We start from the raw sequence: 21,801 nt of genomic DNA, 5'->3' as shown, positions 1-21,801 counted from the left end.
CTTCGTCATCCACGGGCGGAGCAAGGAGCGAAGCGACGCGGCGCAGACCCGAGGATCCATGCCGTGACGTCTGCGCTAGAGCGGTTCACGGCTTGATGGAATCGAAGGGGATTCCCGATTTGTCGGTTTTGTGATTCAAGATGCTGGCTGGAGTGGAGGCCAGCATCTGATGACCCGACCTCTTTCCAATGACCTTCGCGAGCGGGTTGTGGCGGCAGTTTTGAGTGGTGAAAGCCGCCGGTCTGCCGCCAAACGGTTCGGCATTTCGATTTCGGCCGCGGTGAAGCTGTTGCAGCGCCATGGGACGACCGGCTCGGTGGCGCCGGGCAAGATGGGTGGGCATCGCAAGAGGCTACTGGAGCCGCACCGTGCCTTCATCGAGGCGCGTATACGTGAGATGCCGCATCTGACGCTGCACGGTCTGAAGGATGAGTTGGCTGGTCGCGGGGTCAAGGTCTCGCACAACGCGGTGTGGTTGTTCCTGCGCCGCGAGGGCCTAAGCTTCAAAAAAAACGCTGTTCGCCCTTGAGCAGGCGCGCGCCGATATTGCCCGCAGGCGTCAGCGATGGCGATCCTGGCAGACCGGTCTCGATCCGCAGTGCCTGGTCTTCATCGATGAGACTTGGATCAAGACCAACATGGCTCCGCTGCGAGGTTGGGGGCCGAAGGGCAAGCGGCTGCGCGGCCTGGCTCCGCAAGGGCACTGGCGCACGCTGACCTTCCTTGGCGCGCTGCGCTGGGATCGGCTCGCAGCACCTTGCGTCTTCGACGGACCGATCAACGGCCAATGCTTCCGCGCGTATGTCGAGCAGCAGCTCATCACCGTTCTGAAGCCCGGCGACATCGTCGTCATGGATAATCTGGGAAGTCATAAGTCGGCGGCCATCAGGCAGATGATCAAGGCTGCCGGTGCCAGGCTCTGGTACCTGCCGCCCTACTCTCCGGACCTCAATCCGATCGAGCAGGCCTTCGCCAAAACCAAACACTGGATGCGTCAGGCTCAGAAACGCACCGTCGAGGAAACTTGGCGCCACATCGGCCACCTCGTCGAAACCATCGATGCAGCCGAATGCAGGAACTACTTCGAAAACGCAGGCTACGCTTCCGTCAAAACGTGAAAGGCTCTAGAATGCAGCGGTGCAAAAAAGAGGTATCGATTCGCTTTCCTGTCGGCACCGCCGCGGCGCTCGACAGTCGCGGCATGGATCCTCGGGTCTCCGCGTCCGCTGCGCTCCCGCTCCGCCCGTGGATGACGAAGGGAGGAGCTAAGCCGCCTTCTTCCATCCATTCCTGATATGCTTATACCCGTCCCGATAAACCGCTTCCGGCGTCTCCGCGAAATCGCGCCAAACCTTTGTCGCCGCGGCCAGATCCTTCAGCGAACGGCCAAACGCTTCGATGGTCAGCCAGTCATCATAGCCGCTCTTGCGGATCGCCGCGAACGTCTCTGCCCACGGGATGTTGCCACGCCCAGGCACGCCGCGATCGTTTTCCGAAATGTGGATGTGCACGACATTCCGGCGGTGCTTTGTGTAGGCGCCGATCGGGTCGGCCTCCTCGATATTGGCATGAAAAGTGTCGTACATCGCCTTGATGTGCGGCCGGCCGATGGCATCGACGTGCTCCGACAGGTCCGCCATCGTGTTGAGAAGATAACATTCGAAGCGGTTCAGCGCCTCCAGCCCGATGGTGACGTTGCGCTTGCCGGCATGGTCGCCGATGGTGCGCTGGGAGGCGACGGAACGGTTCTTCTCGGCGGGTGTCGGCCCGCTGCCGGAGAAGGCGCCGAGCGTCGAATGCAGAGGTCCGCTGAGCGTCCTGGCGCCAAGCGCATCGGCGCAATCGACAGCCCATTTCATGTACTCGACACCGACCTTGCGGGTCGCGGCATCCGGCGAGATCAGGTTCATTGAGGGATCGCCCATCGCCGAGACTGCGGTCCGCTCCAGCCCGATGCGGTCGAGCAGGTCGCCGAGCTTTTTGTAGTCGTCCGGCACACCGGCAAAGACCGGTATCTCGACGCCATCGAAGCCTGTCGCCTTGATGTCGCGAAGCAGCGGCTCGTGCTTCTTCGACACCGCTGTCGTCCACAAGAACATGCACATGCCGATTTTCATCGACGCCCCTCCCCCTTGGATCCCCCCGGATCGTCTTTATTCTAAAGCTTCGTCCACGCCCCATTCTTCTTCGAAGATTTCACGCAAGCCTCGATGAAGGCCATGCCTTCGACGCCATCCTGGATAGTCGGGAAGACGACATCCTTTGCCGGCTTGCCACCCTTCTTGCGTGCAGCCCGGATCGCCCGCGCGGCTTCCTGATAGATGTTGGCAAAACCTTCGAGATAACCCTCGGGATGGCCCGACGGCACGCGGCTGACACGGCCTGCCACCGGCAGCGCGCCGGCGCCGTTGCGGGTGATCAATTGCTTGGGCTGACCGAACGGCGTGTACCAGAGATAGTTCGGATCGGCCTGCACCCATTCCAGCCCACCCTTCGAGCCATAGATGCGCAGCTTCAGCCCGTTCTCATGCCCGGGCGCCACCTGGCTCGCCCAGATCATGCCCTTGGCCGGATGCGTCTTGCCGGTGGGCTTGAAGCGCAGCATGACGTTGACATTGTCGTCGAGCAGCCGGCCCGGCACGAAGGCATCGAGATCAGCCGACAAGGAATCGAGCTCCAGCCCCGAGACGAAGCGGGCGAGATTGTAGGCATGCGTGCCGATGTCGCCCAACGCGCCGCCCGCACCCGCCTGTTTCGGATCGCCGCGCCACGATGCCTGCTTCTGGCCGGTGGCGGCGAGGTCTTCCGTCAGCCAGTCCTGCGGGTATTCCGACTGCACGATGCGGATGTCGCCCAGCACGCCCTTGGCCACCATTTCGCGCGCCTGCCGGATCATCGGATAGGCGGTATAGTTGTGGGTGAGCACGAACACCTTGCCGGTCTTCTCGACCACAGCGGCGAGCTTCTTCGCCTCCGCCAGCGTCGTTGCCAGCGGCTTGTCGCAGATCACGTGGATGCCGGCCTCGAGGAAGGCCTTCGCCGCCGGCACATGCACATTGTTCGGCGTGACGATGGCCACCGCCTCGATGCCGTCGGGACGCTTGGCCTCGGCCTTGGCCATCTCGGCATAGGAGGCGTAGCTGCGATCGGGATCAAGCCCGAGTTCGGCGGCCGATGCCTTGGCCCGCTCCGGATTCGCCGACAGCGCGCCGGCCACCAGCACGAAATCATTGTCCAGGCGCGCCGCGATGCGGTGCACCGCGCCGATGAAGGCGCCCTGCCCGCCACCGACCATGCCGTAGCGGATCGGGCCGCCTCCCGTTTCCGACTTCGATGCGCCGACCATGTTTTTTCTCCTGGCTGTTGCTTACCTCCCCCTTGAGGGGAGGCCGATCCGCGCAGCGGATCGGGTGGGGTCGTAGAGGCAGAGCTCGGCCTGAACCGACCCCACCCGGCCCTTCGGGCCACCCTCCCCTCGAGGGGGAGGGAAAGTAGCGCTAGATACCCATCATCGCGCGCAGCAGCTTCTTGTCCGTGGTGCCGCTGGCAAAATCGTCGAATGCCCTTTCCGTCACGCGGATGATGTGATGCTGGATGAAGGGCGCACCTTCAGCAGCACCGTCTTCGGGATGCTTCAGGCAGCACTCCCATTCCAGGACCGCCCAGGAATCGTAATTGTACTGCGTCAGCTTGGAGAAGATGCCACCGAAATCCACCTGCCCGTCGCCGAGCGAGCGGAAGCGGCCGGCGCGGTTGGTCCAGCTCTGATAGCCGGAATAGACACCTTGCCGGCCGGTCGGGTTGAACTCGGCGTCCTTGACGTGGAAGGCCTTGATACGCTCGTGATAGATGTCGATGAATTCGAGATAGTCGAGCTGCTGCAGCAGGAAGTGTGAGGGGTCGTAGTTGATGTTGCAGCGCTTGTGGCCGCCGACCGTGTCGAGGAACATCTCGAAAGTGGCGCCGTCGAACACGTCCTCAGAGGGGTGAATTTCGTAGCCGACATCGACGCCATTGTCCTCATAGACATCGAGGATCGGCTTCCAGCGTTTGCCGAGTTCGCCAAAGGCCTCCTCGATCAGTCCGGCTGGCCGCTGTGGGAAAGGATAGAGGTAAGGGAAAGCCAGCGAGCCGGTGAACGAGACCGAAGCATTCAGCCCGAGATTGCGCGATGCCTTGGCGCCGAACTTCATCTGCTCGACCGCCCATTTCTGCCGCGCCTTGGGATTGTTGTGGACCGAGGCCGGCGCGAAGCCATCCATCTGGGCGTCATAGGCCGGGTGCACCGCCACCAACTGCCCCTGCAGATGCGTCGACAATTCAGTGATTTCGACGCCGGCATCGGCACAGATGCCCTTCACCTCATCGCAATAGGTCTTGGAAGACGCCGCTTTCTTGAGGTCGAACAGGCGCGCATCCCAAGTCGGGATCTGCACGCCTTTGTAGCCGAGACCGGCGGCCCATTTGGTGATCGAGGCCAGCGAATTGAATGGCGCTGCATCACCCGCGAACTGCGCCAGAAACAGTCCAGGGCCCTTCATTGTCGTCGGCATAGGCATCCTCCCTCATTGTGTCTCGACCAAGCATAGCGCCGATTGGAAGCAGGGCCAGCCATTTTGGTCTTTTCGCACCGGGCGCTTTGCGGGCACTGCCATTCTGGTATTACCAAATAGGGGAATTTGGTCAAGCCTGACAATGCACCGGCAAAGCCCTCCTAACGCCCGAAGTATCGGCATATATCGCAATATAATCAACGGAATAATTCGCACAAAAAGTTGCGATACCGCGCTTCTTGCCGTTCCTTGGAATTTGCTGTAGACCTCGCTTCAGGCCCAATTGGTCGAACCAGTTTGCAGGAAAAGGCTGGGGATGCCTTGGGGAGGAACCCTTGCCTCGCCTTTCGGCGATGCATGTCGCAGGCAAACCATACGGACGAATTTGGGAAGGACAGACCATGCACCTTTCGACGCACAACTGGATGCGCGCGGAGCCCTTGGAGACGACGCTCAAGCGCATCAAGAAATTCGGCTATGAGTCGATCGAGATTTCCGGCGAGCCCGAACAGTACAAGACCAAGGAGACGCGGGCACTCTTGAGGGAGCATGGCATCCGCTGCTGGGGCGCGGTGACCTTGATGCTGGGCGAACGCAACCTTGCCGCAAAGGACCAGGGCCAGCGTGAACGCTCCGTGCAGTATGTCAAGGACGTGCTGACCATGGTCAGCGAGCTCGATGGCGAGATTATCACGCTCGTCCCCGCGACAGTCGGCAAGGTGGTGCCTGACGGTACCGAGGAAGAGGAATGGAAGTGGGTGGTCGACGCGACCCGCGAGTGCTTCACCCATGCCAAGAAGGTCGGCGTCAAGATCGCCGTCGAGCCGCTCAACCGCTTCGAGACCTATCTGTTCAATCGCGGCGCCCAGGCGCTGGCGCTGGCCGACGCGGTCAGCCCCGAATGCGGCGTCTGCCTCGACGCCTACCACATCCACATGGAAGAATTTAACGTCCATGACGCCATCCGGCAGGTCGGAAAGCGGCTATTCGACTTCCATGTCGCCGACAACAACCGCTTCGCCGCCGGCCTCGGCCAGATCGACTGGCCCAGGATCGTCGCCACCTTGAAGGAAGTCGGCTACGACGGCGCGCTGACCAACGAATTCGTCGCCCCGGTCGACCGCACGCCGGCAGCACCCTACCCCGAAATGGTCGAGCGTCATCCGGTCGATATCTCGCCCGAGCAGCTGAAGTTCATCCAGGATCACGGCTCCAGCGTGCTGACCGAAAAATTCTACACCGACCAGATGCGCATCACCGCCGAAACGTTGCTGCCACTGATCAAGTAGTCGACTGCTTCTGGGAAATTTGCCCTTCCGCTCTGACCGGCGGCAGGGCTGGGGAAAGACATGCGCATCAAGACCGTCCAAGCCTGGTGGGTCCGCATCCCGATCGAAGCCGCGAAGCAACATCGCAGCGACTTCGGCCAGGTGACGACCTTCGACGCCGCCATCCTGCGCATCGAAACCGATGACGGGCTGGTCGGCTGGGGCGAAGGCAAGAACGCCGCCGGCAGCGCCGGCAGCTACGGCGCGCTCGTCCACATGCTCAACCACGAGGTCGGTCCGCAGCTGATCGGCCGCGATCCGGCCGATATCGGCATCATCTGGGAGATGCTCTACAATGGCGTGCGCCACGACAGCGCCGCTCGCGCCGGCCACGCCATGCCGCAACTGGCACGGCGCGGCATGAGCATCGCCGCCATCAGCGCCGTCGACATCGCGCTCTGGGATATTTTGGGGAAATCGGTTGGCGTGCCGGTCTGGCGACTGCTCGGCGGCCGCAAGCTTGACCGCATGCAGGCCTATGCCTCGGGCGGCTGGGCGTCCGCCGATGCGATCGGCGAACAACTGAAATCCTACATCGCCCGGGGCGGCTTCAAGGCGCTGAAGATGCGGGTCGGCGCCATGGATGGCGCCGCGCACGTCTCGGCGGCCCGAGTCCGCGCCGCGCGCCAAGCGCTCGGCCCCGATGTCGAGCTGATGGTCGACGCCCACGGCACCTATACGGTGGCTGAAGCCAAGCGCTTCATCCACCTCGTCAACGACCTCGATCTCGCCTGGTTCGAGGAACCTGTGATCGCCGACGACAAGCCGGGCATGGCGGAAGTGCGCGCCTCCGGCGCCGTGCCGATCGCCACCGGCGAAAGCGAGGCGACGCGCTATGCCTTCCGCGACCTCGCGGTGCTGAAGGCCGCCGATATCTTCCAACCCGATCCCGCCTTCTGCGGCGGCATCAGCGAGGCGATGAAGATCGGCACCATCGCCAGCGCTTTCAATCTGCGCTTTGCGCCGCATCTGTGGGCGGGTGCGCCCTGCTTCTTCGCCGGGCTGCATGTCTGCGCCGCCTCGCCGTCGAGTTTCACGGTCGAATATTCGCTCGGCGCCAACCCGATGATCCACGATCTGATCGAAGAGACTGTCGAAGCAAAGGACGGTATGATAGCGATCCCGGAAAAGCCCGGATTGGGATTCACCATTTCCGAGCGATTCCTGGAGGCGCACGCGCAACGCAGTTGACGATGAAAGAAAAGAACCTCCTCGCCGAACTCGCCGCCTATCTGTTCTCCCACTCGGACAGCGAGACCGGCCGCACGCCGTCGGAACGTGAGCTGGCGGAGCATTTCGGCGTCAGCCGCGGCCAGATCCGCGAGGCGCTGGCCATCCTCGAAGCCATGCGCATCGTCGAGCGCCGGGCCAAGTCAGGCATCTATATCGACACCAAGCAGGCCAGCGTCGAAGCGCTGGCGCTGTTCGCGCGTGCCGGCCTGCCGCTTGATCCCTTGCAGATCTACGAAACGGTCGAGCTGCGCAAGATCCATGAAATCAAGGCCGCCGAGCTTGCCTGCTCGCGCGCCACCGAGGAGAATTTCGAACGGCTCCGAGAAATCCTCAAGGCCTCCGAGGAGCGCATCGCCGCCGGCGAAGGCCTCGCCAAGGAGGACCGCGAATTTCATCTCGAGATCGTGCGCGCCACCAAGAACAGCGTCTTCCACAACATCTGCAGCGTCTACTATCTGATGGGCGAACAGCGCCTGCCGATCTATTTCAACGATCCCGAGCGCAGCGTGCGTTCGCATGCCGAGCATGTGCAGATCTACGAGGCGCTGCTGCGCCGCGACGGCAATCTCGCCCAGGCGTTGATGAGCGCCCACCTTCAAGGCGCGGAAAGCTACTGGAAGGGCCTGATCGAAGGCGGCAAAGCGGTTGCGCCGCCAAGCCCCGCTCTCGAAAAGGCCTGACCGTGGCCCAGACCGTGCCGAAGATCCTGTCGACCCATCCGCTGCATCCGCGCGCTTCGACCAAGCTGGCTGGCGCTGGTCAACTCGTCATCGCATCGGCGCTCGATCCTGCCACCTTGACCAGAGAGGCCAAGGACGCCGACATCGTCATCGTGCGCGCGCCACTGCCACCGGCACTGTTCGAGGGGGCCTGGAAGCTGCGGGCAGCGATCCGCCATGGCGCCGGGCTCGACATGATTCCGATGGAAGCTGCGGCGGCGGCCGGCGTGCTGGTGGCCAACGTGCCGGCGGTCAATGCGCGCTCGGTCGCCGAACATGTCATGTTCACCGCACTTGCACTGCTGCGGCAATTCCGCAGGGTCGACCGCGACCTGCGCGCCAAAGGCTGGCTCGCCGGCCGCGAGCATGCCAATTCCAACATCGAGCTTGCCGGCAAGACCATCGGCATCGTCGGCCTCGGCGCCGTCGGCCAGGCCGTCGGCCATATCGCCGCGCACGGCTTCGACTTGAAAGTGGTGGCAACGACACGCAGCATGCAGCCGGCGCCTGAAAAAGTCGGCTTCCTGTCGATCGACGCGCTGGTCGAGCAGAGCGACATCATCGTGCTGTGCTGCCCGCTGACGCCGGAGACGCGCGGCCTGATCAGCCGCGAACGCATCGCCCGCATGAAACCCAACGCGCTGCTGATCAACGTGTCGCGCGGACCGGTCGTCGATGACGACGCGCTGATCGAGGCCTTGCGGGAGCGCCGTATTGGGGGTGCAGCGCTCGACGTGTTTTCGACGCAGCCGCTGCCGTCAAATCATCCCTATTTCGGCTTCGACAACGTCATCATCACCCCGCATATGGCTGGGATTACCGAGGAATCGATGATGCGCATGGGCGTCGGCGCGGCCGGCGAAGCCTTGCTGGTGCTGGCGGGCAAGCTGCCGGCCAATCTGCGCAATCCGGAAGTGGTCGATCACTACCGGCAGCGGTTTCCACTCGACATATAGCGGATCGCGCTTTCGCCCCAATTCTCCGCGACGGTGCGGCCATGTCCGGTCTTCGCCTCACATTTCTGGTTGCCGCAGCCTCGTCCATCTGCACCTTGCCGGCATTTGCTGCCGAGAGCAGCTATGTCTACTGCGACAACGGACTGCGCTGTTTCAAGGCGCCCTGCCCGTCGAACAGCGCGCTCGACCTTGCCACCGGCACGATCGTCAAGGGTGTGTCGATCGACACCAGCGGATTGCCGCAGGCCGACAAGGCGATAATCGATCAGTCCGACGTGCTTTACGGCGGAAAGATCGTCGTCAGGGGCTCGATCGAGCACCGCACCCAGACCATCACCGGCAAGGAGTACAGCCTGCCCTGGCTGGTCGCGACCCGCATCGTGCGCACCGCCAAGGACAGCGAGCGCAAGCACTGCTCATCGCACTGACCCGCACTTAGCGGTTCACCGCCGATCAGCCAGCAGCCTCTCCACTTCAGCGGCAATCCGCAGCAGATGCCGGTCATGGCCGTTGCGCGCCACCAGCATCAGTCCGGCCGGCAGGGCCATATCAGGCATCGGCAGCGAGATCGCGCAGAGGTCGAACTGGTTGGCGACCTGCGTGTTGCGCAGCAAAAGGCCTTCGACGTGGTCGCGCAACTCGGCATCCTCGGCCGTGGAAGCGATGGTCGGCGCCGTCACCGGCGTGGTTGGCAGAGCCAGCACATCGACCGATGTCAGCCGCTCATCCATGGCTGCTGCCAGAGCAGTGCGGCGGCGCAAGGCCCTGATATAAACCGGCGTCGGCAGCATCGCCGCCTGCGACAAGGGCCCGCTGACATGCGGGTCGACCGGCACCGATGCGCCCGTCGCCAGCCAGTCGGCATGGATCTCAGCCCCTTCCATGGCAGCGATCGAACCGCGCTTGGTGGCCGCGCGCAGCTCCGCGATCATGTCGTCGATCGCCAGATCGGCAATGCGCGCGCCGGCCTGTTCGATCTTGCGAAGGCAATGCTCGAACGCCGTCGTGACCTCGCTTTCCGTGTCCTCGAAAAGAACGCCGCGCGGAATACCGATCCGAAGCCCGGCGAGCGGAATGGCCGCCAGCTCTGTCGGCACCTCGCCGGCCATCGCCGCATCGGCAGCAGCACATTGCGCGACCGTTCGGGCCAGCGGCCCGATCGAGTCCAGCGTGCCCGACAGCGGAAAGGCGCCAGAGAGCGGTATGCGCCGGGCCGTCGGCTTGAAGCCGACGACACCATTGAGCGCCGCCGGAATGCGGATCGACCCGCCGGTGTCGGATCCGATCGAGATGTCGCTCGTCCCCTCCCCGACGGAAACGCCGGCGCCCGATGAGGAGCCGCCGGGGATACGACCGGCATCGGCGGCATTGCCTGGCGTGCCGTAATGCATGTTGTCGCCGATCGCGGTGAAGGCGAATTCGGTCATGTTGGTCTTGCCGATGATCACCGCGCCGGCCTGCCGCAGCCGGCTGACGATGGCCGCATCACGCAGCGCCGGTGCCGCGGTCTTGCGCATCAGCGAGCCGGCCGTGGTCGCCTCGCCGGCGACATCGAAGAGATCCTTGATCGAGACAATGGCGCCGTCGAGCGGTCCGAGCGTCACGCCGGCCCGGCTGCGGGCGTCACTGGCATCAGCCGCGGCCCGTGCGGCTTCGGCATAGAGCTTGGTGAAGACCTTCTCGCCGGCCGCACGATTGGCAAGACGTGACAGGATGATTTCGAGACGATCGCGGATGGATTGCATGTCGGTGTCGGACTCCGCCAAGGTAGAACGTCTTTAAAGCAATTCCAGGAAAAGTGTGTAGCGGGTTTCCGTCCGGAATTGCGAAAAAACAATGACTTAACGCAGCCGTTCGGCCTGCGGAAGGGATAGCCCGGCCAGCGTGCCTTTGCACCTGCCAGCGATAGGAAGATACTGATGCTGTACAAAGGCAGCTGTCATTGCGGCAAGATCGCCTTCGAATTCAAGGCGGAGCTGACCGGCGTCGTGCGGTGCAATTGTTCGATCTGCTCGCGCAAGGGCGCGCTCTTGTGTGCCATCCCGCATGCGAGCCTGACGGTCCTGGCATGGGGCGATGATCTGGGCACCTACACATTCGGCAATCACACGATGGCGCACCGCTTCTGCCGCAGCTGCGGCATCCACCCGTTCGCCGAGGATATCAGCGAAGGCGGTGAACGCAGCGCCTATATCAACCTCAACTGCGTCGCCGATCTCGACCCGTCCACCTTGCGGATCTTCGACTTCGACGGGCGCGCCGTCTAAAGCCAACGGTATGCCGCCGCATCGGCCGCTATTCGTTCGTCGCCGCCATAACAAACAGCGGCCCGAAAACCGTGGTGGTTCTCGGGCCGCTGGATAAGTCACAGATGGGAGACTATTCGGCCTGCTTCGGGCCGCGCAGGAACACCACGACGGCCGCCAGCAGCGTTGCAGCGCCGCAATAGGCGAAGGCGCTGGCGACGCCGGCATGGTCGACCAGCAGGCCGCCGAAGACGGCGCCCAGCGCAATCGCCACCTGGAAGGTCGCCACCATCAAGCCGCCGGCGCCTTCGGCCTGGTCGGGCGCCGCCCGCACCAGCCAGCTCTGCAGCCCAACCGGCACCGCGCCGAAGGCAAAGCCCCAGGCCGCGACGGCGGCGGCGGCAACCGTCGGCGAGGCGCCGAAGATCAGCATCGAGGCTGCCGCCAGAGCGACCAGCAGCGGCGCCAGCGCGACCGCGGCCTTGAGGTTGCGCTCGGCCAGGATGCCACCGACGATGTTGCCGAAGAAGCCCCCAATGCCATAAGCCAGCAGCACCAGCGAGATCGTCTCGATGTCGAGCACCGGCACCTTTTCAAGGAACGGGCGGACATAGGTGAAGCCGGAAAAATGCCCCGACGCAACCAGAAGCACGACCAGGAGGGCCACCCGGATCGACGGCCGCTCCAGCACCTCGAGCAAGGTGCGGAAGCTCGCGACACCCACCGGCGGTAGCTTCGGAATGCCCGCTACCTGCACCAGCAATGCCAGCGCAGCGACGACTGTTGCAATCATGAAGGCCGTGCGCCAGCCCCAGATGTCGCCGACATAGGCGCCGACAGGGGCGGCGGTGACCGTGGCAAGCGAAACCCCGGTCAGGATGATCGACATGGCGCGCGGCATCAGCCGCATCGGCACCAGCCGCAGCGCCATGGCCGCCGACATCGCCCAGAAGCCGCCGAGTGCAACCCCGAGCACGACGCGAGCCAGCAGAAGCATGGGCAGCGACGAGGCAAAGGTGGCGAGAAGGTTGGACAGGATGAGGAACGACGTCAGCATCCACATCACCAGCCTGCGGTCCATGCGCCTGGTGATGATCGCCATGGTCGGCGCGGCGATCGCGGCGACGATGGCGGTTGCCGTCACCGCTTGTCCCGCCACGCCTTCTGTGACGCCGAGATCGCGCGCCATTGGCGTCAGCAGGCTGGCGGGCAGGAATTCGGCGGTGACCAGTCCGAACACCCCAAGCGCCAGTGACACAACGGCACCCATGCCGGCTCGGTTCGTTCATCGGTGTCTGCGGGGTTCAGAAGTGCGGCGTCGATGACATCAGTCGCGGGTTCGGCCATGGTCAGTCTCCGATCTGTTTGCGGCGTCACATAGGCGATGACCGCCCGGGGCTTCCACCCGTTTCCATGCCTTGCCGTCACGGCTTGGCTATGAGGTCGGTCTTGGTTTGGTTGCGACGCAGCATTTGGCTGCACTGCAACATAGGGAGTGACGCCCTGGCGTTTCCATGCTAGAAACACCATTATGTCTAGCCATTCGTCCAAAATTCCGATCACCGGCGACCCGCTGACAGACATATTGCGCGGGCTGCGTCTCGATGGTGTCGAGTATGGCCGTTGCGAGATGAAGGAGCCTTGGGGCATCCAATTCCCGGCTCAGCCCGGGGCGCGATTTCATTTCATCGGCCGCAAGGGCTGCTGGCTGAAACAGCCGTCCGGCGAATGGGTTGAGCTCAATGCCGGCGATGCGGTGCTGCTGCCGCGCGGCGGGGCCCATGTGCTCGCCAGCGAACCCGGCGCGAAGGCCTGGCCGATCCATGGCTACGAGCTCGAAGAAGTTTGCAAGGACGTCTATTGCACGTCGAACGCGGAGATGTGCGACAAGAATTGTCAGCCGGGAACGCTGTTGTTCTGCGCCGCCATGTATTTCAATCTCGATGGCCTGCACCCCCTGCTCGGCATGATGCCGGACGTGATGCGCTCGCATGAGCTGGAAGCCTACGAGCCGGGCCTTCCGCATCTGCTGGAGGCCATGGCGCGCGAAGTGACGATGGAGCGCGTCGGCTCCGGCGGTATCCTGGCGCGGCTGGCCGACGTGCTGGCCGCCACCGTCATCCGCTCATGGGTCGAACGCGGCTGCGGCGACTCCTCCGGCTGGATCGCCGCGGTCCGGGACCGTGACATCGGCCGCGTGCTGGCCGCCATCCATCTCGAGCCGGACCATGACTGGACGGTCGAGTCGCTGGCCCGGATGATGGGCGCCTCGCGCTCGGGCTTTGCCGAGCGTTTCGCCACCATCGTCGGCGAAACGCCGGCAAGATATGTCACCCAGGTCAGGATGCATCAGGCGCGGCAATGGCTGGTCCGCGACCGGATGAAGATATCCGTCGTTGCCGCCCGCCTTGGCTATGAATCGGACGCTGCCTTCAGCCGTGCCTTCAAGCGCGTCATCGGCTCGGCGCCCAGCCACCTTCGCGCCGAGGAACAGGCCGATATCCGCCAGGCCGGTTAACGCATGTTGGCCGTGACTGACTGGTGATTCCAAGCTAGTAAACCGGCATGGATTTCAAGTCATCCGAGGGTGCCTCGCCGGCTGCGGGCGGTCCGCTGACCGACATGCTGCGCGGATTGCGGCTTGATGGCGTCGATTACGGCCGCTGCGAACTTGGCGAGCCCTGGGCCGTGATCTTTCCGGCCCACGAGGCGGCGCGGTTCCACTTCATCGGCCGGCGTGGATGCTGGCTGTTTTCGCCATCCAGGCAATGGCTGGAGCTGAAAGCCGGCGATGCGCTGCTGTTGCCGCGCGGCGCCGAGCACATCCTTGCCAGCGCGCCAGGCGTCCATGCCGTGCCGATCGAGAGCTACAGCGTCGAGCCGTTGCAGGACAACGTCTACGCCGTCTCGAACGGCGGCCATGGCGCGAAAACCCTGCTGTTTTGCGGCAGCATGCGCTTCAATCTGGGTGGATCGCATCCTGTGCTCGCCATGATGCCGGATATGATGCGCGCCCGGGAATTGATGACGGACGAGCCGGGCATTCCGCACCTTCTGGAAGCCATGGCCAGCGAAGTGACAAGCAATCGCGCCGGCTCGGGCGGCATGCTGGCGCGGCTGGCTGACGTGTTGGCTGCAAGCATCATCCGTTCATGGGTGGAGAACGGTGGCAGCGGCACCACCGGCTGGACCGCGGCGATCAGGGATCGGGACGTTGGCCGCGTGCTGGTGGCCATCCATCGTCAGCCCGACCGGAACTGGACCGTCGACGCCCTCGCCCGCGAAATGGGAGCCTCACGTTCGGCCTTCGCCGAACGGTTCACATCAATCGTCGGCGAAACACCGGCGCGATATGTCGCCCGGCTGCGCATGCACCAGGCACGCCAATGGCTGATCGAAGACCGCATGCGGGTATCCGTGGTGGCCGCGAGACTGGGCTACGAGTTCCGAAGCATCGTTCAGCCGGGCATTCAAGCGGATCGTCGGCACCGCGCCCAGCCATTTGCGCACAGTCAACTCCGAAGACCACTGAGGCCACACCGGGTAGATTGCCGGGTCTGGATGAATTGCCAAGTCTTCCGGACGCAATGTCATTGCCGGGCTGACCGCATGCCATAGCTTGCCGTTGCCAAGCAATGAGGAGCCGTCGGCAAAGTCGGCTCAAGGGAGAAGAGCCATGCCAAGTCGCCTGAATATCCTGACACTCGCCGCCATGCTGGTTGTCTCCGAACGCGCCTTCGCCTTCGAAGACAGCTATCTGCCGGCCGACAAGATCCCCTATGTCGCCGAAGTACCGGATCAGCCGCACCGCCTTGGACCGCTGTGGGGTGATAGGGCCAAGGGCCCGGCAGGAACATTGCTGAAGGTTCCCGGCAACTGGCGCGCACCTGTTCACGCGCACACCGCCGACTATCGCGCCGTGGTCATAAAGGGGTTGTGGGCACACTGGCAGATGCAAGGTGGCGAAGCGACCAAGGTCGAACTGCCTCCGGGATCCTACTGGACCCAGAAGGCCAACGAGATGCATGACGACGCCTGCCTGTCCGACACGGAGTGCGTGATCTTGCTGATCAACGACACCCCCTACGAGACCTATTTCCAGAAATAGCCAGGCGGCAATGGCGCCGCTTAAGGTTGCGAGTTGCGTGTCTCCGTCCAGTCGACCATCAACTTGCGTTCGGCAAAGAACCAGGCGCCATCCAGCTTTACGAATTGGTCGAGATAGCGGATCGAGGCCAGCATCAGGGTTCGGCTCTCACCCTTCACCGTCAGGTGATGCGCGATGCAGTAACTCTCGCCACTTGCCCAGTCACCGTCGAGGTGGACCGTGCTCTGGCCATTGAAATGCGTCGTCGCCTGGTACTGGTTCAGATCGGCGAAAACAGGCGCAAGAGCGTCGCGGCCGCGGAGGACATAGGTCGGTTCGGCGGACCTGCTGTCCATGAACACGTGAAATGCCGTGTCTTGCGTGAACAGAGCCATTTGACCCTTGGCGTCCCGTCGATCGGCGCAATGAGCATAGGCGTCGATCAGGTTGCGGATTGCGAGGCGGTCGGCCGCCTCCTGGGGCGTCACTGCACTGACCATGCGCTATCCCTCATCGGACTGGCGGACCATTGAAAGCAAACCGGAGCTTGGCGCATCGCCGACGGCTTGTCGAGCAAGGGCGGCAGCAGCATCCGCTGCATTCAACTCGCGTGCCGCAGGCTTATCCCACTGCCCTTGTCGAACAGCACCACCTTGTCCGGGTTCCAGGCGAAGCGCACCGGCTGCTCGATGGCGACATCGGTCCTGGCCGGCACCGTGGCGCGCAGTGTCGTGTCGCCGACACGCAGCGTCAGGATTTTTTCCACGCCATGGTTCTCGACATCATGGACACGCGCTTCGACGGGAGCGCCGCTTTCCAGATAGACATCCTCCGGACGGATGCCGAAGACGAGCGGGCGACCATCGGTCGCCGCACTCGCCTTGGCTCCCCCTGAAAAGGGCAGCTCGAAATTCAGCGGTGCCATCACCGCGCGGCCGTTCACCAATCTGCCGTCGATGAGGTTCATCGGCGGCGAGCCGACGAAGCTCGCCACATAGGTGTCGCGCGGATTGTTGTAGATCTCGTGCGGCGTGCCGGTCTGGACGATGCGACCATGGTTCAAGACACCGACCTTGTCGCCCATCGACATCGCCTCGATCTGGTCGTGGGTGACGAACAGGAAGGTGGCACCGAGCTGTATCTGCAGGTTCTTGAGCTCCGTCCGCAGCGCCTCGCGCAATTTGGCGTCGAGCGCCGACAGCGGCTCGTCCATCAGGAACACGCGCGGCTTGCGCACGATGGCGCGGCCGATCGAGACGCGCTGCATCTCGCCGCCCGACAGCCGGTCGGTCTTGCGGTCGAGCAGATGCTCGATCCGCAGTGTACGGGCGGCGCGGTCGACACGGTCCTTGATCTCGGCATCGGGCAGCCGGCGGATCTTCGGCTTCAGCGGGAATTCGAGATTTTCGCGCACCGTGTAGCGCGGATAGAGCGAATATTGCTGCAGCACCAGCGCCACGTCGCGCTCGGCCGCGCCCCAGTCGGCAACGTCGACGCCGTCGATCAGGACCTGGCCTTCGCTGGGTTTTTCGAGACCCGCAATCAGCCGTAGCGTCGTCGTCTTGCCGGCCCCGGTCTCGCCGAGCAGCACGAAGAACTCACCATCGGCGATGTCGAGATCGAGCCCGGTCAAGGCCGTGTGGTTGCCGAACTTCTTTGTGATGTTCTTCAGTTCGATATGGGCCATGGTCAGTTGTCTCGATTCCGTTTGAGGGCAGCCTGCCCTCCGCTATGGCTCCGGGCGTTCGACTGTTCGAAAAGCCAAATCGGCGGCTTTTTGCGGCCTTCGGCCGTCACAGTCTCACCCCCAGCGACTTGCCACTTGCCGTGTCGAAGAAGTGCGCCTGCGCTGGATCGATGTGGACATGGACCTTCTCGCCAGGGCCCGAAACATAGCCGGCCTTGGTGCGGGCGCGCAGCATCTTGGAGCCGACCTGCAGGTCGACGATGTCGAAGGAGCCGAGCGGCTCGATAATATTCGCCTCCACCGGCATGTAGCCCGGCGCGGCATCACGCTGGACGAGCACACCCTCGGGACGGATGCCGAGCGTCAGGCCGGCACTGGCGGCGTGGCCGTTGAGCTTGGACAAGAGCTCGGGTGGGAACTCGAAACCTGCCGGCGCGCCGCCGACTGTGACGGAGGTAGCACCAGCCCCTTCGGTGACGCTGGCCTCGGCGATATTCATCACCGGGCTGCCGACAAATTGGGCCACGAACAGGTTGGCCGGGTGCGAATAAACCTCATCCGGCGTACCGACCTGCTGGATGAAGCCCTCATGCATGATAACGATGCGGTCGGCCAGGCTCATGGCTTCGATCTGGTCGTGAGTGACGTAGATGGTGGTCGAACCCTGCTTGACGTGCAGGCGCTTGATCTCAGCCCGCATTTCTTCGCGTAGCTTGGCGTCCAGCGCGCCGATTGGTTCGTCCATCAGCATGGCCTTCGGGCGCCGCACCAGCGCGCGGCCGATCGCCACGCGCTGCATGTCGCCGCCGGAGAGTGCCGATGGCCTCTTGTCGAGCAGGTCGGTGACGCGCAGGATCCGGGCGATCTCACGCACCGCCTTGTCAACCTCGCCGCCGCTCATGCGCGTGGCGCGCAGCGGAAACGCGATGTTCTCGAATGCCGTCATATGCGGGTAGAGCGAGAATGACTGAAACACCATGGCGATGTCACGGTCAGCGGCCTTGAGGTGCTGGACCGCCTTGCCATCAATGAGGATATCGCCCTGGTCGATCGTCTCTAGCCCAGCGATGGCGCGTAGCGTCGTCGTCTTGCCGCAGCCCGACTGGCCGAGCAGGACGATGAACTCGTTATCGGCGACGGAGAGGTTTAGGTTATGGATGACCTGAACGGCGCCGAAGAATTTCTCGATGCCGCGAAGTTCGATCTGCGTCACTGCCCGGCTCCCCCATGCGCCGCGGCGCCAGTTTCTTCCCTGGGTTCCGGCGCGATCTTGGACGTGATGTTGAAGCCGATCAGCCCGATCAGGATGATCGTTACGCCATAGGAATGCAGGCTCATGCTCCACGGCTGGCAGAGCGCGATGATGCCCAGCACCATGGCGATCTGCGACGCCGGCAGCAGGTATCTCTCATTGACCGCGCGGAAGCTCATTTGCGGATCGCTCCGAAAGTCACGCCGCGAAGCAGGTGATTGCGCAGCAGGAAGGTGAAGATCGCGACAGGCAGCAGGAACAGGAAGGTGCCGGCGGCGATCGTGGTCCAATCCGGCAGGCCGGAGCCGATCTGCGACGGGATGAAGGGGGGCGCCGTCTGGGCGCGCCGGTTCGTCATGATCAACGCGAAGGCGTACTCATTCCAGGCAGTGATGAAGCAGAACACGGCGGTGGCGGCGATGCCGGTAGCGGCCTCGGGCAGCACGATCTTGAAGAAGGCTTGCATGCGCGTGTAGCCATCGACCAGGGCTGCTTCCTCATATTCCTTCGGGATCTCGTCCATGAAGCCCTTCATCAGCCAGACCGAGAAGGACAGGTTGAAGGCGACGTAGAGAATGATCAGGCCGATATGCGAGTCGTTGAGGCCGGCCAGCCGGTACATCAGGAACATCGGGATGGCCACGACCACCGGCGGCAACATGCGTGTCGACAGGATGAAGAACAGAAGGTCCGCCTCGCCTGCAATCTTGAAACGGGAGAAGCCGTAAGCGGTGAAAGTTCCCATGCCGACGGCCAGCACGGTGCTGACAATCGCCACAATCAGGCTGTTTTCGAATCGGTCGGGATATTGCGAAAGCTGCACGTCGTTGCCGACCTTCAGCACCCGCTCGCCACCGTCATATATGCGCTTCTCCCACCATGGCGCCGCCGCGTAGACCTGCGGATCGACCGCTTTCTGCATCTGAACGCGCTTGGTGAAGAGGCGAATGAACGGCGTGATCTCGGGTGTGAACAATACCGTCGGCGGCACCGTGATGGCGAGTTCCTTCGGCTTGAACGCGGTGGACGCGATCCAGTAGATCGGCGCGAGAAAGATCAGCGTCGCGATCAGCACCGCGACGATGGCGATACGGTTGAGCGCGACTCCGCCGGTGGTACGGACAGCGGCCATCGGCTAGCGCTCCTTCACCTTGTTGAGATATTTCACGTAGAGATTGGTGATCGCCAGCACCATGATCAGCACGATGTAGGCCAGCGCGCAGGACTTGCCGGTGTCCCACTGCTGGAAGGCCTGTTTGTAGAGCCGGATTGCAATGAGCTCGGCGGTCGGCTGGGTCGTCATCGTGTAGGCTATGTCGAAGGTCTTGAAGGCTTCCATGGTGCGGAAGATCAGCGCGATCAGCAGGATCGGCGAGACCAGCGGCAAGGTGATGCGGGTGAAGGTATACCACCAACCGGCGCGGTCGATCGCGGCGGCCTCGTAGAGATGCTGCGGCACGGCCGAAAGGCCGGCAAGCGCGAGCAGCATGACGAACGGCGACCACATCCAGATGTCAGTGATCGCGACGGCGTAGAGAGCGCTGTCGGGATCGGACAGCCAGGCGAAGTCGCCCAGGCCGAAGACGTAGTTGATAGGCCCCCAGGATGGGCTGTACAGCAACTGCCAGAACAGACCGACGACCGCCGCCGACATCATCATCGGCAAAAGCAGCAGTGTGGTGATCAAGCCCTTCATCGGAAAGCTGCGATTGAGCAGCAGGGCGAGGCCGAAGCCCACGATCATCTGGCCGGCCACGGAAACAATGACGTACTTCGCCGTGATGACAAAATTCGACCAGATGTGATCGTCGCTAAGCAGTTCGCGGTAATTCTGCAACCCAACGAACTGCCATGGATCGCTGCGGTTCGCTGCGAAGTTCGTGAAGGAATATCCCAGCGAGTAGATCAGCGGGAAGATGTTGAAGACGATCAGGAAGGCCAGCGTCGGGATGATGAATACATTGCGGATGGTCAGATCCGACCAGCCGCGCGCGGCCGCCCTGGAAGCAGGATCAAGATGGGTGAGGGCTACCGAAGCCAACGATCGTCTCCCTGAAACAGGAATGCCGGAGGGGAAACCCTCCTCCGGCATTCTGACTGTGATGCTTACTTGTAGCGATTGTACTTGGTGAACGTCGCCTTCCAGTCGGCGGCGGTCTTGTCGAGCGCTTCCTGGGCGGTGCCCTTCCCGCCGACCACGAACGGATAGATGTTCTGGTTCAGCTGATCGAGCACTTCGGCGTATTCAGGCGTCGCCCAGAAGTCCTTGACCATGAACATCGTGTCGTAGAACGCTTTGTTGTACGGCGTGGCCTTCTGAAAAGCTTCCGACTTCAGCACGGCCTGGCTGCAGGTGTAACCACCGAGGTCGGCCCATTTCTTCTGGGTGTCGTCCTTGATGAACCACTCGAGGAACTTCATCGCCTCGTCCTTGTTCTTCGAATACGAGATGACCGAAATACCCTGGCCACCTAACGCGGCAAAACGCTTTCCATCCGGGCCGGCTGGATTGGCGAAGAAGCCCGTCTCGTCGGCATGGGGGTTGGTGGCCTTGTTCACCAGCGGCGGGAAGAAGGCGAAGAAGTTCATGCTCATCGCGGCGAGCCCGCCGGTGATCGCCTGGTTGTCTTCCACGAAGAAGGTCTTCCCCCAGCCGGGAGGCGCGAACTTGTAGAGCTCCTTGTACATTTCGAGGCCGGCAGCAGCCTCTTTCGAATTGATGATGCCGTCGACCTTGTAACTTGCATAGTCGCCGAGATCGCCGCCGTAGCTGAAGATGGCGCTTTCAACGCCCATCGCCATCGCGTCATAGGAATTGTCGGTGTAGATCGCGACGCCGTATTTCTTCTGGTCCGGACGATGGAAGAACTCGGCGATGTCGCGCAGCTGCGCATAGGTTTTCGGCACGTCGAGGTCATAACCGTACTTCGCCTTGAAGGCTTCCTTCTCCTTCGGGTCCTCGAACCAGTCCTTGCGGTAGGACCAGCCGATCGCATCGCCTTCCAGCGGGATCGCCCAGTACTTGCCGGAGCCGCCGGGGTATTCGGCATAATACTTGATGGTCGCGGGCGCCATCACGTCGGTGAGCTTGTGCTGGTTGAAGAAGTCGGTCAGGTCGACATAGTGGCCCTGCGTCGAACCGGCGCCTAGCCATTGCGAGTCGCCGACCACCAGGTCATAGGCATCGCCATGGGCGTTGAACTCGGTGAAGGCCTTGGTCTGGAAATCGGGCCATGGCGTGGTCTGCACCGTGACCTTCACACCGGTCTCGGCCGTATAGTCGTTGACGAGCTCCTGCAGATAGTTCGCGGGATCCCATTCCGCCCAGAAAATGGTGAGTTCCTTGTCCTGCGCGTGGACGGACGTTCCGTAGGCAAGCGTCAGGCCGATACCAGCAAGCACGCTGGTCATTATCTTGCGCATAATGTTCCTCCCTGGTGCGCATTCTACCTTGTCATGAGAGCCGGCAGCGTAGTCGGCCCTGGTAGTTTCTCCCGTGAGGGCACTTCTCCGGTTGCGGGCCTCCTCGCCCTGCCGGAAAATGGATCGCAGCCCTCACTTTCGATCCGCATTATCGCCCCTGATCTGGTATTACCAATTCCAGATAGACGTCAAGCTCTTTCTTGAGCGATCCCGAGTGGTCCGACAAGCCACCCGGCGCAGTATCTGTCTGTTTTCTCTTGTTTTTCCTACTCCTTGATATGCAAGACCCTTGTTTCCGGCTCCGCATCGCCATTAAG

Annotated in this window: 20 protein-coding genes and 2 pseudogenes; 10 read left to right on the top strand and 12 right to left on the bottom strand. The window is 62.9% G+C overall.

The annotated features are described in order from the left end of the window. Nucleotides 1-169 precede the first annotated feature (169 nt). Nucleotides 170-1,118 (top strand): IS630 family transposase gene (locus AC0V7N_RS10630; protein ID WP_475457182.1). Its coding sequence is split into 2 segments (ribosomal slippage): nucleotides 170-505 and nucleotides 507-1,118, totalling 948 coding nucleotides; the frame shifts between segments, so codons are not numbered across the junction. A gap of 147 nt (nucleotides 1,119-1,265) precedes the next feature. Here AC0V7N_RS10630 and AC0V7N_RS10625 read toward each other — a convergent pair. From AC0V7N_RS10625 to AC0V7N_RS10615, 3 genes are all read right to left on the bottom strand, one after another. Then, nucleotides 1,266-2,117, bottom strand: a complete 852-nt coding sequence (locus tag AC0V7N_RS10625; protein ID WP_475457180.1) for a sugar phosphate isomerase/epimerase family protein — start codon at nucleotides 2,115-2,117, stop codon at nucleotides 1,266-1,268. A gap of 41 nt (nucleotides 2,118-2,158) precedes the next feature. Beyond that, nucleotides 2,159-3,346, bottom strand: a complete 1,188-nt coding sequence (locus AC0V7N_RS10620; RefSeq protein ID WP_475457178.1) for a Gfo/Idh/MocA family protein — start codon at nucleotides 3,344-3,346, stop codon at nucleotides 2,159-2,161. A gap of 151 nt (nucleotides 3,347-3,497) precedes the next feature. Further along, entirely contained in the window at nucleotides 3,498-4,553 is a 1,056-nt protein-coding gene (locus tag AC0V7N_RS10615) for a sugar phosphate isomerase/epimerase family protein (protein WP_475457176.1), read from the bottom strand. A 401-nt stretch (nucleotides 4,554-4,954) separates the two neighbouring features. Between AC0V7N_RS10615 and AC0V7N_RS10610 the strand changes: the two genes are divergently transcribed. From AC0V7N_RS10610 to AC0V7N_RS10590, 5 genes are read left to right on the top strand one after another with little or no spacing between them, the layout of a single operon-like run. Next, the gene (locus AC0V7N_RS10610; RefSeq protein WP_475457174.1) at nucleotides 4,955-5,842 is read left to right on the top strand and encodes a sugar phosphate isomerase/epimerase family protein; all 888 of its coding nucleotides are present in this window, start codon (nucleotides 4,955-4,957) and stop codon (nucleotides 5,840-5,842) included. Between the two features lie 60 nt (nucleotides 5,843-5,902). Further along, complete coding sequence (locus AC0V7N_RS10605; RefSeq protein WP_475457172.1) at nucleotides 5,903-7,072, top strand: mandelate racemase/muconate lactonizing enzyme family protein; 1,170 nt, start codon at nucleotides 5,903-5,905, stop codon at nucleotides 7,070-7,072. A gap of 2 nt (nucleotides 7,073-7,074) precedes the next feature. Continuing rightward, nucleotides 7,075-7,794, top strand: coding sequence for a FadR/GntR family transcriptional regulator (locus AC0V7N_RS10600; protein WP_027043339.1), 720 nt, complete (start codon nucleotides 7,075-7,077; stop codon nucleotides 7,792-7,794). Between the two features lie 2 nt (nucleotides 7,795-7,796). Continuing rightward, on the top strand, nucleotides 7,797-8,789 hold the full coding sequence (locus tag AC0V7N_RS10595; RefSeq protein WP_475457170.1) for a hydroxyacid dehydrogenase: 993 nt from the start codon (nucleotides 7,797-7,799) through the stop codon (nucleotides 8,787-8,789). Nucleotides 8,790-8,830: 41 nt separating this feature from the next. Further along, on the top strand, nucleotides 8,831-9,217 hold the full coding sequence (locus AC0V7N_RS10590) for a hypothetical protein (RefSeq protein ID WP_475457168.1): 387 nt from the start codon (nucleotides 8,831-8,833) through the stop codon (nucleotides 9,215-9,217). Nucleotides 9,218-9,232: 15 nt separating this feature from the next. Here AC0V7N_RS10590 and AC0V7N_RS10585 read toward each other — a convergent pair whose 3' ends face one another. After that, a complete protein-coding gene (locus tag AC0V7N_RS10585) occupies nucleotides 9,233-10,534 on the bottom strand; it encodes an amidase (RefSeq protein WP_475457166.1) in 1,302 nt (433 codons plus the stop codon). Nucleotides 10,535-10,708: 174 nt separating this feature from the next. Here AC0V7N_RS10585 and AC0V7N_RS10580 point away from each other — a divergent pair, with 174 nt between their 5' ends. Next, nucleotides 10,709-11,056, top strand: coding sequence for a GFA family protein (locus tag AC0V7N_RS10580; protein WP_475457164.1), 348 nt, complete (start codon nucleotides 10,709-10,711; stop codon nucleotides 11,054-11,056). A 112-nt stretch (nucleotides 11,057-11,168) separates the two neighbouring features. Here the strand turns inward: AC0V7N_RS10580 and AC0V7N_RS10575 are convergent. Beyond that, a pseudogene (locus tag AC0V7N_RS10575) lies at nucleotides 11,169-12,382 on the bottom strand (MFS transporter). Between the two features lie 184 nt (nucleotides 12,383-12,566). Here AC0V7N_RS10575 and AC0V7N_RS10570 point away from each other — a divergent pair. The 3 genes and pseudogenes from AC0V7N_RS10570 to AC0V7N_RS10560 all read left to right on the top strand — a co-directional run bounded on the left by AC0V7N_RS10570 (nucleotide 12,567) and on the right by AC0V7N_RS10560 (nucleotide 15,143). Beyond that, nucleotides 12,567-13,553: an AraC family transcriptional regulator gene (locus AC0V7N_RS10570; RefSeq protein ID WP_475457162.1), complete on the top strand. Its 987-nt coding sequence runs from the start codon at nucleotides 12,567-12,569 to the stop codon at nucleotides 13,551-13,553. Between the two features lie 47 nt (nucleotides 13,554-13,600). Beyond that, nucleotides 13,601-14,567, top strand: a pseudogene (locus AC0V7N_RS10565) (AraC family transcriptional regulator). Between the two features lie 144 nt (nucleotides 14,568-14,711). After that, nucleotides 14,712-15,143 (top strand): DUF4437 domain-containing protein, encoded by a 432-nt coding sequence (locus AC0V7N_RS10560; protein WP_475457158.1) that lies wholly within the window; start codon nucleotides 14,712-14,714, stop codon nucleotides 15,141-15,143. Nucleotides 15,144-15,163: 20 nt separating this feature from the next. Here AC0V7N_RS10560 and AC0V7N_RS10555 read toward each other — a convergent pair whose 3' ends face one another. The 7 genes from AC0V7N_RS10555 to AC0V7N_RS10525 form a co-directional block, all read right to left on the bottom strand. Beyond that, on the bottom strand, nucleotides 15,164-15,622 hold the full coding sequence (locus AC0V7N_RS10555) for a nuclear transport factor 2 family protein (RefSeq protein WP_475457156.1): 459 nt from the start codon (nucleotides 15,620-15,622) through the stop codon (nucleotides 15,164-15,166). 101 nt (nucleotides 15,623-15,723) lie between these two features. Then, nucleotides 15,724-16,809, bottom strand: coding sequence for an ABC transporter ATP-binding protein (locus AC0V7N_RS10550; RefSeq protein WP_475457154.1), 1,086 nt, complete (start codon nucleotides 16,807-16,809; stop codon nucleotides 15,724-15,726). A gap of 106 nt (nucleotides 16,810-16,915) precedes the next feature. Beyond that, nucleotides 16,916-18,022, bottom strand: a complete 1,107-nt coding sequence (locus AC0V7N_RS10545) for an ABC transporter ATP-binding protein (protein ID WP_475457152.1) — start codon at nucleotides 18,020-18,022, stop codon at nucleotides 16,916-16,918. Further along, entirely contained in the window at nucleotides 18,019-18,240 is a 222-nt protein-coding gene (locus AC0V7N_RS10540) for a hypothetical protein (protein WP_475457150.1), read from the bottom strand. Before AC0V7N_RS10540 ends, AC0V7N_RS10545 begins: the two co-directional genes overlap by 4 nt. Beyond that, the gene (locus AC0V7N_RS10535; protein WP_475457148.1) at nucleotides 18,237-19,193 is read right to left on the bottom strand and encodes a carbohydrate ABC transporter permease; all 957 of its coding nucleotides are present in this window, start codon (nucleotides 19,191-19,193) and stop codon (nucleotides 18,237-18,239) included. The genes AC0V7N_RS10540 and AC0V7N_RS10535 overlap by 4 nt, the downstream gene beginning before the upstream one ends. A 3-nt stretch (nucleotides 19,194-19,196) precedes the next feature. Then, nucleotides 19,197-20,102, bottom strand: coding sequence for a carbohydrate ABC transporter permease (locus tag AC0V7N_RS10530; RefSeq protein WP_475457146.1), 906 nt, complete (start codon nucleotides 20,100-20,102; stop codon nucleotides 19,197-19,199). Between the two features lie 65 nt (nucleotides 20,103-20,167). Further along, nucleotides 20,168-21,484 (bottom strand): ABC transporter substrate-binding protein, encoded by a 1,317-nt coding sequence (locus tag AC0V7N_RS10525; RefSeq protein ID WP_475457144.1) that lies wholly within the window; start codon nucleotides 21,482-21,484, stop codon nucleotides 20,168-20,170. Nucleotides 21,485-21,801: the final 317 nt, after the last annotated feature.

Source organism: Mesorhizobium kamtschaticum, from assembly GCF_056174585.1.
Note: the sequence above shows the minus strand (reverse complement) of the source record. Positions and strands in the feature narration are given on the sequence as shown.